Origin of the sequence: Sporolactobacillus shoreicorticis (assembly GCF_024125445.1) — a bacterium.
In the GTDB taxonomy this organism is placed as follows: Bacteria; Bacillota; Bacilli; order Bacillales; family Sporolactobacillaceae; genus Sporolactobacillus; species Sporolactobacillus shoreicorticis.
Genome location: NZ_JAMXWM010000048.1, coordinates 1 through 10,443, shown reverse-complemented (window position 1 = coordinate 10,443; position 10,443 = coordinate 1). Strand labels below are relative to the sequence as shown.

At 38.1% G+C, this 10,443-nt stretch carries 12 protein-coding genes, 1 tRNA gene, 1 rRNA gene and 2 pseudogenes; 12 read left to right on the top strand and 4 right to left on the bottom strand.

The features are described from left to right. The first annotated feature begins 28 nt into the window (after positions 1-28). Together rrf and NIE88_RS21295 are read left to right on the top strand one after the other, a co-directional pair. Positions 29-145, top strand: a 5S ribosomal RNA gene (gene rrf, locus NIE88_RS21300). 114 nt (positions 146-259) lie between these two features. Continuing rightward, positions 260-350 (top strand) — tRNA-Ser (locus NIE88_RS21295). Between the two features lie 133 nt (positions 351-483). Here the strand turns inward: NIE88_RS21295 and NIE88_RS21290 are convergent. The 3 genes from NIE88_RS21290 to NIE88_RS22935 form a co-directional block, all read right to left on the bottom strand. Continuing rightward, positions 484-1,164 (bottom strand): IS3 family transposase, encoded by a 681-nt coding sequence (locus NIE88_RS21290; protein WP_253065561.1) that lies wholly within the window; start codon positions 1,162-1,164, stop codon positions 484-486. A gap of 125 nt (positions 1,165-1,289) precedes the next feature. Further along, entirely contained in the window at positions 1,290-1,475 is a 186-nt protein-coding gene (locus tag NIE88_RS21285; RefSeq protein WP_253065559.1) for a helix-turn-helix domain-containing protein, read from the bottom strand. A gap of 117 nt (positions 1,476-1,592) precedes the next feature. After that, the gene (locus NIE88_RS22935) at positions 1,593-1,835 is read right to left on the bottom strand and encodes a transposase (protein ID WP_373689472.1); all 243 of its coding nucleotides are present in this window, start codon (positions 1,833-1,835) and stop codon (positions 1,593-1,595) included. 230 nt (positions 1,836-2,065) lie between these two features. Between NIE88_RS22935 and NIE88_RS22930 the strand changes: the two genes are divergently transcribed. The 9 genes and pseudogenes from NIE88_RS22930 to NIE88_RS21230 form a co-directional block, all read left to right on the top strand. Then, positions 2,066-2,452, top strand: a complete 387-nt coding sequence (locus NIE88_RS22930; protein WP_373689473.1) for a peptidoglycan-binding protein — start codon at positions 2,066-2,068, stop codon at positions 2,450-2,452. 31 nt (positions 2,453-2,483) lie between these two features. Continuing rightward, on the top strand, positions 2,484-2,744 hold the full coding sequence (locus NIE88_RS21270; RefSeq protein ID WP_253065549.1) for a phage holin: 261 nt from the start codon (positions 2,484-2,486) through the stop codon (positions 2,742-2,744). A 418-nt stretch (positions 2,745-3,162) separates the two neighbouring features. Further along, positions 3,163-3,978, top strand: coding sequence for a hypothetical protein (locus NIE88_RS21265; RefSeq protein WP_253065547.1), 816 nt, complete (start codon positions 3,163-3,165; stop codon positions 3,976-3,978). Further along, entirely contained in the window at positions 3,962-4,690 is a 729-nt protein-coding gene (locus NIE88_RS21260; protein WP_253065538.1) for a WxPxxD family membrane protein, read from the top strand. Before NIE88_RS21265 ends, NIE88_RS21260 begins: the two co-directional genes overlap by 17 nt. Then, entirely contained in the window at positions 4,683-5,384 is a 702-nt protein-coding gene (locus tag NIE88_RS21255; protein ID WP_253065536.1) for a DUF2705 family protein, read from the top strand. Before NIE88_RS21260 ends, NIE88_RS21255 begins: the two co-directional genes overlap by 8 nt. Positions 5,385-5,403: 19 nt before the next feature. After that, entirely contained in the window at positions 5,404-6,036 is a 633-nt protein-coding gene (locus NIE88_RS21250) for an ATP-binding cassette domain-containing protein (RefSeq protein ID WP_253065535.1), read from the top strand. A 45-nt stretch (positions 6,037-6,081) separates the two neighbouring features. Further along, the gene (locus NIE88_RS21245; RefSeq protein ID WP_253065533.1) at positions 6,082-6,510 is read left to right on the top strand and encodes a DUF2712 domain-containing protein; all 429 of its coding nucleotides are present in this window, start codon (positions 6,082-6,084) and stop codon (positions 6,508-6,510) included. A gap of 749 nt (positions 6,511-7,259) precedes the next feature. Then, a pseudogene (locus NIE88_RS23015) lies at positions 7,260-7,650 on the top strand (transposase); the annotation flags it as partial. A 237-nt stretch (positions 7,651-7,887) separates the two neighbouring features. Next, positions 7,888-8,565, top strand: a pseudogene (locus NIE88_RS21230) (transposase); the annotation flags it as partial. Positions 8,566-8,654: 89 nt separating this feature from the next. On the opposite strand, the gene NIE88_RS21225 reads toward NIE88_RS21230, so the two are convergent. Further along, positions 8,655-8,816: a hypothetical protein gene (locus tag NIE88_RS21225; RefSeq protein WP_253065525.1), complete on the bottom strand. Its 162-nt coding sequence runs from the start codon at positions 8,814-8,816 to the stop codon at positions 8,655-8,657. 1,030 nt (positions 8,817-9,846) lie between these two features. Between NIE88_RS21225 and NIE88_RS21220 the strand changes: the two genes are divergently transcribed. Beyond that, the gene (locus tag NIE88_RS21220) at positions 9,847-10,176 is read left to right on the top strand and encodes a nucleotidyl cyclase domain-containing protein (RefSeq protein WP_253065523.1); all 330 of its coding nucleotides are present in this window, start codon (positions 9,847-9,849) and stop codon (positions 10,174-10,176) included. Positions 10,177-10,443: the final 267 nt, after the last annotated feature.

The following is a 10,443-nucleotide window of genomic DNA, read 5'->3' as shown; positions in this document are numbered from 1 at the left end:
AGTTTTGAAGGCTCAGGCGAGCCGGAAGTCTGGCGGTCATAGCGAAGAGGTCACACCCGTTCCCATCCCGAACACGGTCGTTAAGCTCTTCTGTGCCGATGGTAATTGGGGGTTCTCCCCCTGTGAGAGTAGGTCACTGCCAGGCATTATTTTATATATTGAGTAAGCTTCACAGCAATTGTCGATAGATCACTCCATAGTGTTTGAATCGCAGTGGAGCAATGGGTCTTAAGGTTCAGTTGCTGTGAAGTTTTTTCATGGAGAGCTGTCCGAGTGGCCGAAGGAGCACGATTGGAAATCGTGTAGACGGTTATTGAGCCGTCTCGAGGGTTCGAATCCCTCGCTCTCCGCTAAAGCACTGTCACGGTGCATCAGTGAAACCTCGAAAACGTTGATTTAAAGGCGTTTTCGAGGTTTTCTTCATTTGAACTATTATCGCCCGGCGTTCCTGGTCGCGACATGCTATGGATGAACCCAGGCTAGTCAAGTAATCGTTATACTTACACGATGTATACGCACTTCCCTGACTATGTGCACAAGAATGGAATCCGTGTGTGGATTAGTTTTCAATGCCTGCTTAACCGTTCTAATAAGTAATTCGGTTGTTTCAGTAGCCGATACTGCCCAGGAAACAATTCGGTGGTCAAACAGATCTTTAATAGCACTTAAACGCAATTTTTCATGAGTCCCATAATGTAGTTCTGTACAATCTGTTACCCATTTACTATTTGGCCTGAGGGCCGTAAAATCATGTTTTAGGATGTTTTTTGAAATCATTTCCTTTGCTATCTTTTGCCGATCTCGTTTGGCTACGCGTATGATGCAATGAATGTGGTTCTCCCGCATTAAACGTTGGATCCGCTTAATAGTGACATGTACATCAAGCTCATGATTAATGTACAGGGCTAAACGCCGTGCTCCGAAAATAAAGTGATTTTTCTGTTCTAAGCTACGAATATATGAGATTAATTGCGTATTCGTTTTCTGGCGTGATGTTTGAATGCTGTTGTGCCACTTATAATACACTGCTCGAGATAGATGCATGATCGAACACAGTTGTGTAATCGAGTAACAACGCTTCGTAAACGTACTCATTTGTTGACTGACCGATTGAATGGCCTGATAAATGGTTTGCCGATCCGTTGGCTGGTATCCGCTTTTCACCTCCCACGGATCTCGATTAATTTTTTTGTTAATGCATCTTTGGCTTCTAAATATTCATTTCTGGCTTTTAATTTCTTAATTTGTAATTTTAATTGGTTGATTTTCGTTAGTTGGTCAGAGCGTTTTTACTTCCCTCCTCGATCTATCAGTGCAGATTCTCCACCTTGTTCATACTTACGCGTCCATAAATAGGCCTGACTGTATGATATATTGAATTTTTCTACGGCACCATGATAATGACGATGGGTGACAAGAATCCACTGTGCAATTTCTATTCTCTCAAGCGCTGTTGTTTTTCGTCCATGATTCATTTTCGAATACCTCCGCTTACTTTGGGGATTTGACTTACCCTCAGTATAACGGATGATCCATTGTCTCATGGTACTGACTGGTAATCCATATTGATCTGCCAATTGCCTAAAAGAAATTTAATCATTTAGGTATCGTCTTATAATTTTCGTTTTCGTGTCCCATGATACAACTTGTTGTGTATGACTGTTTTCGAGACCATCAGGGCCTAATCGTTGATACAAATTAATCCAGCGCTTTAAGTTATGGTGATCTAAATGATACCGACAAGCGACTCTTTTTATTTTGAGATCATTTTTCAGTACCAGATTAATAAAAAACAACTTCTGCTCAACCGAATATCGAATACCTTTACGACCCAAAAAACTCCCCTCCAAGTATCCAAGTTTTGTTTTTCAACTTGTCTACCTAAAGAGGAGTATACCCGAGTATACCCGTCCAACTTTAGGGGGTCAGTTCAAAATTAGATCTATTTTGGGCCTTTTTATTTTGCACAAAATCTTAATCTTTCAGCCTTTACGGGCGTCTTAAGCCTTCTGCCTCCAAGCCAACGGTTAAGGAAAAGCCAAAGAAACCGTTTTCCGGATCTCTTCTGAAGCGTGGTGATCGAGGCTCTGCGGTTCTCGCGTTGCAGAAGAAGCTTTCCAATGTTTATTTCTATCCGGATAAGGGTGCAAAAAATAACGGCTGTGATGGAATTTACGGATCGAAAACGGAAGATGCGGTTCGACGGTTCCAATTAATTCACGGACTAACCGCAGATGGTATTTACGGCCTGCAGACTGCGAAGGCTTTAGACAAGGCGATTGCCACACAGAAAAAATCTAAACCGAAAAAATCACCGACACACAAAGTGATTAAAGGCGATACGCTTTGGGATCTCGCGATTAAGAACAAGACGACGGTTGCGACGTTGAAGAAGTTGGACAAGCTCAAATCGGATACGATTTATCCAGGACAAATTCTAAAATTAAAATAAGGGAGAGGATTTCATTATGAAAATTAATTAGTTGGTACGCTTCAAGAATAAAACATTCGTTGTTGCTTTTGTTGCTCAAGTGATTGGTATTGTTGCGGCTGTCATCGCGCTTGGTAACTCTGCCGGATGGTGGAGCGTCCAATTCGACAGCAAAGCGCTGATTGATCAACTCACGCAAGCGGTTGCCGTTGTCTTTACACTGCTCGGTACGCTGGGCGTGGTGCAGATCCGACAACCGCAGGCATCGGAGACAGCAAGCGCAAGGGTACACAGAGCCAAAGAAAAATGCTGATGAACCAAACCAAGGCAGAGGAACAAACTGCAGCAGCGGAAGCACAGCCGACTGAGCAACAGGCAGCGCAGGACGCAGTTAAGGCAACCAGGAAGCACCGGAACAGAAATAACATAATGAAAGAAACCCGGCTATGTGGGGATACATAACATGGGGGATCGCTATTCGGCGGTTCCCTGTTTTTATTTTTACATAATAACAATTCTGAACTATGCAAGGATAAATAAATAACGGTTTTATAAAAACATCTCCATAATTTCGTATATATAAATGAAATTTATTCAAATGAGCCTAGCCTAATTCTCACGCATATTTGAGAGAGTTTCTTGCGTAATATCCATGTGACTATATATAATATTGTATAATAAGTTTAAAATATATTTAACGATATAAAAACACAATAATAAAGAGGGTAATTATGTACATATCTGAGATAATGAAGATATTAAAGAGTAAAACAAGCATTATTGTCATTTCTTTTTTATTCTTACTTCCTTTTATTGATCTTTTTTTTAATTGGTATGCAGTTTTTATGGACTTTATACTGCATCCCGATGCTTATGGGGGGAATTTGTCTGCTTCATCAATATTACATCCGAGTATGGCAGCTTTTTTATCTGGTGCCTCGATTGGACATGTGGCACAAATGCTCATGATTTGGTTATTCCCATTATATTTTCTAATTGCTTACGGTGATTGTTTATGTACTGAGTACAAAAATGGTTATTCGAACATTATTGTTTCGAAGGTTGGTAAAAAGAGATACATGAAAGTTAAATTTATTGTTTCATTTCTTTTTTCTAGTTTGCTTTTTTTATGCAACTTAACTCTTAATTACCTATTATCTTTAATTGTTTTTCATAATGGTCATAGCTTTATGGGAATAGAATCATTTACTAATATGCATTTCTGGATGCGATTATCCTTGGTACATCCGTATATTGTTTACACTCTATACATTCTTTTTTTCTCTCTTATCACTGGTCTATACAGTATGTTTATAACCGCGATTTCTTTTGTTTTTCATGAGAAAAAATGGGTATATTCCATTGCATTCTTTATTTGGATCATGTTGATTTTATCGCCTTACAGTTTAACTTACTTAATGCAACCATTTATTGAGTATGGAATGTCATATATGATTAAGGCTCTTCTTGTATTTTTATTCATTACTTTAATAACTACAGTCTTAAGCTATATTTACTATGGGGGAAAAGATGAACTACACATTTAAAAATAGGGCTTTTCGTTGGGGAATCCTTTTGTGTGTTTTTTTATTCATGCTACTATTTTGCTTTTTTCTGAATAGGAACGTTTCAAATACTAAAAATATTTCTAATCTATTAGATGTAGTTACTTCATACGCAGGTTTTAATTATTTTATACTTCACGGAACAATCTATAATATGCTTTTTTCCATACTTATCGTTTTTAGTCTTCCAAATATCGGCATTCAAAAAATTGTGAGAATGGAGCGTAATACTATTATAAAATGGTGTATCGGTGTCATATTTAAAGAAGTGATTCTATTCACAATACTTTTTTCCTTTGCCTATATAATAGTCGCAGGATTCAAATTTGGATGGTCCTTTTTTTTAATGACGAACTTCTTTATGGGTGTTTTGTTTCAGTGGGTTATGCTTATCTTGTTGTACCAAGTTCTTGGATCCTGCTATCTTATTATTTATGCTATTACACTATCAAAATCACAGGCTCTTATTATTTCAGTTATATGTTCAACAATTTTAACCTGCCTAACCTTATTATTTAAAATATGGAGTCCATTTGTAGATATTGAAATCTTTAATTCTTTTTATCTAGAAGGTAAAGGTATAACGCTTGTTCGTTTTTTTCTAAAGATTGTTAGAGAACTAGTTATCTGTATAGTATTAAGCTATATCGCTTTAATACTATTTAAAGCAAAGGATATATTAGGACATGGATAAAATCAAGCAACTTGTGATAACTTTTTTAATGTTAATTGTTTATTGTTATTTAACGCCAAAAAATGGCTCTATAACAACTCTTTATGGAGGTATTCCTGTTGGGGGCAATTTATATTTCTTTCTATTAAACTATTTTCTTTTTGCAATATTTAGCTTTTTTATTTTTGAGTCGACTCAAAAATATATTAATGGCTATGGAATTTTTCAGTTAGTGAGACACCAATCTAGAAAAAAAATATTTCAATTACTTTTTTCAGAGCTAATAAAATATATTCTGATAATTGAATCTTTGAAAATATTTTGCTATCTTTTGCTGAATTTCATTCAAAGAAAACAACTCCCCATGTATCATTTAGATGTACTTGTCCTTTTTTTCGGTACTATTTTTTGTATGATTGTATTTTTACTTATTCAGATGTTATTAGAGGCAAAGTATTCAAGTAAAATCAGTTTGTTATACACTCAAGTCATTTATATTTTGATCTTGTTTGGTAGTGATATTTGCTTAAAATATTTCCCGAATTCAGTGATTAATTATTTATTCTTGAACAATTATATGATGATGAGACACTATACTTTATTAAATACGTCTTTTCTAGTCAATACACTTATTGTAACTTTACTTTTTGTTTTATTAACTAGCACTCTATATTTAACAGGAAAACACATTTTTGAAGAAAAAGATATCCTATAGAAAGTGGTGACATTAATTCATGAAAATTGAACTTAGTAATTATTCAAAAGTAATCAAGAGAAGAACAGTATTGGATCATGTCAATTGTATTTTTTATTCAGGAAATATTTATGGCCTTTATGGGCGAAATGGATCTGGAAAAACAATGTTACTAAGAGCTATTTCTGGACTAATCTATGGTACTCATGGAAAAGTAGTCATTGACGGGAAGGTTCTTCATAAAGATATCAGTTTTCCTAAATCGATGGGAGTTATTATTGAAAATACTAATTTACTACCTAATTATGACGCTTATACGAATTTAAAAATATTATCAAACATCAAAAAAATTGCTAGCGATAATGATATTAATGATGCTTTGTCATCAGTTGGGCTTGATCCTTCAAATAAAAAAAAGGTAAGAACTTATTCCTTAGGAATGCGACAGCGTTTAAGTATCGCTCAGGCTTTATTTGAAGATCCTAATTTATTATTGCTCGATGAACCGACAAATGCACTCGATGAGTCTAGTGTTGAAATTGTTCGAAATTTACTACTAAAGAAAAAAGAACAAGGCACTTTGATTATTATCGCAAGTCATAATAAAGAGGACTTAAATATTCTTGCTGATCAAATAATTAAAGTGGTTGACGGAAAGGTAATATTATCCTAAAATTTAAATATATTGCATTATTATAAAAAATTAGGGGGAATACTTTTGAAAAAGCGTCATGTGATTGTAAAAATGGTAGTTGCTTTGTTAGCTACAGTGGTTATTGGTTTCGGAACTCAGTTTGCATCTGCCAAGGATAACGATATTGGTTATAAATTTAAAGTTTATGGTTGGATGGCAAATGGCAAAGAGACAGAGGGAAGATACAGACAAACTGATAGTATTGATAATTCTTGGAAGGTACAATTGAAAACTTCTGGAGAAGGGCAAGGGACTATCACAGGATTTTGGTTAGAAAACTCATCAGCACAAAACGTAAGCCAGACAGAATATGTAAAACAGGGCGAGGGACCACATTACCAAAAACCTTTTGCTTCGGCTAATAAGAGAGATGTTTGGCTAACAGCACAAAATAATAATTTTAATGGTGAATCGTATACTGTTAAAGGCATATGGGATGAAGAGACCTGGTAATAAGTGTAGAAAATTATAAAGGTAAGCCTTACTTTTACTTTTATTCATGTACATGGTGTTCAAATGAGGCTGTCCCAAAAGGGGTCTCGAAAAGAGCGCGAGAGGAAATTTTTCCTCCCGCGCTTCTCTTTTATACAATAAATTACAGAAAAAAATCGTCTGATTCTTTATAATGAAATTATCCCGAACCTCATTAAGAAAGAAGACGATTTTTTTGACAAACATTTTCTTTAAAGAGTATAACATGAACCAACTCGTACTACCAATGGATTTTAGTGATCTTATTCCTGAAAAGCACGTGTCCCGTGTCGTTGAAGGCGGCCATCGTAATAGGCCACTCGTGCCAAAAAATAGGCCAGGCTCTGCCACAAAAGAAGCTACCTTGTGCAAGAAAATAGGCTAAAAGGTAGACGGTGGGTCACGTCAGTTTCTGCGCTGCTCCCCCTTCCCTATCTTGAGAGAGTATCCATTTTCTCTGAGAACCTGGCAAGGGTAAAGGCTTCGCCCTCCCTACGGTCGCCCTTGTCAGAACCTTAAAGAAAATGGTCGCAGTAGTTAGATAGGGAAGGGGCAGAAATGGCCATCTATTGATGAATATCAGTCGGATTTTTTTCTGCTTTTCCATTACCAATAATCATGACCGAAATCTTTGCAATGGCGACATTGCCATTGACTGCGGACAGAAGGCATTATTCAATGCCTGTGGATCAAATTATGGCAGAAGGTGGCCGCTGACGTGGCCGCCGTCAGTCGTGAATGCCTTCGTCAATCGCGTGGATTCTGACCTTTTTCTTCAAGCCTATAAGGGCGGCGGACGTCCAGCCTACGACCCGAGCATGATGAGGAAAGTTCTCCTTTATGCCTACACACAAAAATGGTATTCCTGTCGACAAATTGCTCGCGCCTTACGTGAAAACTTACCGATGATGTGGCTCGCGAGTCAACAGACGCCCGATTTTCGAACGATTCAGCGCTTTCGGGTGCACCAGATGAAAACCGTTCTGCAGGAGGTATTTGAACTTTATCCGTCAACTACTCAGTGAGGGATACGTGAGCGGCGAGGATTATTTTGTCGATGGGACGAAGGTTGAAGCCAATGCCAACCGCTACACGTTTGTCTGGAAGAAAGCAGCGAAACGGTATCAAGACGGACTTCAAGACAAAGTCAAAACCATTTTTCGTGACCTTCAACATCAGATCAAGATCGATGACCAAGCGCTTCAAAACTTTGTGACGGATCAGAAAAAAGTGGCTTCTGCCTAAGAGATGGAACAGTGGACAGAAAGGGTTGAAGAAAAGACAAAGGAACAGGCTCAATCAAAAACAGTCCAGCGATCCACCAATCACATACTCAAAAAACAGATGAAAGCACTCAAAAGCGATTTCATTCCAAGAGCACAAAAATACGAAGAACAGCTCAGCACTTGTGGGGAACTAAACAGCTATTCTAAGACGGACCCGGACGCCACGTTCATGCGGATGAAAGAAGCTCCTATGAAGAATGGTCAGTTAAAGCCCGGATATAACGTGCAAATGGGAACAGAAAATCAAATGATTCTCTTCTACTCGCTGCATCAAAATCCGACGGACGCCCGAACGTTGATTCCTCATTTAAAACGGCTGGTTCAGTCGCCCGTTGGCCATCCAACACACGTCATTGCGGATGGTGGCTATGGCAGTGAAGCGAATTATGTTTATCTGTTGGAAGAAAAGTACCAAGCGCTCATTCCCTACAATCAGTTACGTCAAGAAGAGAAAAGAGCGTTCAAGAAGGACATGAGTCACATACAAAACTTGACGTACAATGAAAAGGATGACTTGTTTATCTGTCCGAACCAACGTCACGTGCGCTTCAAAAAATACACGACACGCACCGACCGATATGGCTACAAAAGAGATTTTAAGATTTATGAGTGTGAAGACTGTACGGAATGTCCGTTCAAAAAACAATGTACGAAAGCCAAAGGAAATCGCCAGATTCATTACAATCCGATCTATGAAGAAACGAAGGCAAAAGCACAACAGGCTTTGTATTCTGAAGGCGGATTTGCCTAGCATGTGGTATGCAGAGAAGGCACAAGATAGGGCAGTAAGCACCACGAGCAAGATCTCAAGCGTTGTTCTCAGTTTTTTAGGCATGATAATTACTGCCCAAGTTCATTATTTTGTTTTTCGAAATATTCAATCTTGTGGACAACTGCCCAATAGACAGCATCAGATGGTAGGTCATTGTGATGCTGCTGTTCATACTTTTTCAATTCCACAACTTTGATGTTATTTTCATTAATCATTCGCTTTAGATGCATTCCAATTTTTCATATGATATCTCTCCATAGATTAAATGAGGGCAAAATAAGGGCAGGTATGTTTTGAAGGTCGAAAATAATGTGCTATAGAGGGATCTTTGGAGTTGGGTTATACAGACTCGCTCTCCGCTAAAGCACTGTCACGGTGCATCAGTGAAACCTCGAAAACGTTGATTTAAAGGCGTTTTCGAGGTTTTCTTTATTTATCCAAAAGGACAAGGCGATGAGACAGACATTTGATGCTGACGTGCTTATGCAATGACAGAATGAATGCATGAGTATGATGAAGCAGTGATATATTGTATATCACTTGGCAACGGCAACCTATAAGTGGCTGTAAAAGCTAGTGCAGGCCGTGGAAAAGAAGGCTCTGGTACTGGAGAAAGCTGATTAACAAAGTACAGACTAATGTAATGCCTAATGCCACTAAATTGCTTAACGACCAGGACAAAAACGCGATCGCGCAGGCCATTGCGGACGTACTCAAGAGGAAAAGCTCGGAGAATGTGATTGACCGATGAGGTAGCCAAGCAGTGATAAGCTTTACCGTCTCGTGCGAATCACGGGAATCGGTGTTTGTTGTAGGCTGATCAATTATACAGGAAGGGATCTTGGCCCTGTACAGCGGTAGTAGTGACACCTCAATAAGTAATGAATTTAATATTCACGTCGTTCAGCCAAGTTCATGTCTGTAAAATCTTGATTTAGCGCACCGTTTGACACGGTTTCATCGCAAACTGTCACGAGTCTGACCGCATATTCTCTTGTTTTAGTACAAAATATGCTATATTTCTATTGAAAGTGAGACTTGAAATCGCCTAAAATGAGATAATTGCTCAGTACAGTTAATGCGATTTGTTAGTGAAGCATTCTCGTGTTGTTATGCATTGTTAATTATGTGGATGAGTATCCGGACCGATAACTTGAACACGGCATTTATTAACGGATATTAGTTCGTAACACAGCGGTTTATTTCAGAACTAAGACACGGGTGATTTTTTTGCTAGAGTGAAAAAATAGATGACGTCCAATGAACTTAAGTAAAAACATCTGGCGGATCTGGTTTCGCGGTGATGAATTCTTATTCATGCTCAATCATATCTCAGAGTTCAAGGGGGCAATTCGCATCGTTGAGAAAATCATGAACTTGTTTCACATGCCGTCCGTGCTTTGTGGATACAAAGGATTCATTACGGCGACTCAGACATTGCTTGTTTCTTGTATCCATGACAGCGAGGCACTGGTTAAAAGCGCCGACACAGCCGGGTATGAGGTGAGGAGCAAATTCCCCTTAGTTTTAGTAATGAAAGAAAGAGCTGCAGGGGAGCTGAGATTAATGAGCAGTCTGTGTTCAACTTGATTTCTTAGAACATTGAGCTGTAATTCGGTTCGGGCTATTGTGATCGCCCATTAAATTTCAATGACATTGACAGCTCTTCAATAATAATTGGATGAAAATAAGCAATTATATAAAAAATCAACTCACAGAAAATGAAAAATCTGTGAGTTTTTTGTTCGTCTGTTAAAAGGTTTATTACTAAATCTTCCAGCAAGGTAAATGATGAAGATCGTTTATACTAGTTAGTAAATATGTGTTTTGCTAGCTACGTTATCGCCAGAACGTAGC

Bases quoted from the DNA above. Each gene is read 5' to 3' on its own strand.
- NIE88_RS21285 (WP_253065559.1), bottom strand. From the start codon at position 1,475: ATGAATCATGGACGAAAAACAACAGCGCTTGAGAGAATAGAAATTGCA.
- NIE88_RS21265 (WP_253065547.1), top strand. From the start codon at position 3,163: ATGTACATATCTGAGATAATGAAGATATTAAAGAGTAAAACAAGCATT.
- NIE88_RS21260 (WP_253065538.1), top strand. From the start codon at position 3,962: ATGAACTACACATTTAAAAATAGGGCTTTTCGTTGGGGAATCCTTTTG.
- NIE88_RS21255 (WP_253065536.1), top strand. From the start codon at position 4,683: ATGGATAAAATCAAGCAACTTGTGATAACTTTTTTAATGTTAATTGTT.
- NIE88_RS21250 (WP_253065535.1), top strand. From the start codon at position 5,404: ATGAAAATTGAACTTAGTAATTATTCAAAAGTAATCAAGAGAAGAACA.
- NIE88_RS21225 (WP_253065525.1), bottom strand. From the start codon at position 8,816: ATGCATCTAAAGCGAATGATTAATGAAAATAACATCAAAGTTGTGGAA.
- NIE88_RS21220 (WP_253065523.1), top strand. From the start codon at position 9,847: ATGAACTTAAGTAAAAACATCTGGCGGATCTGGTTTCGCGGTGATGAA.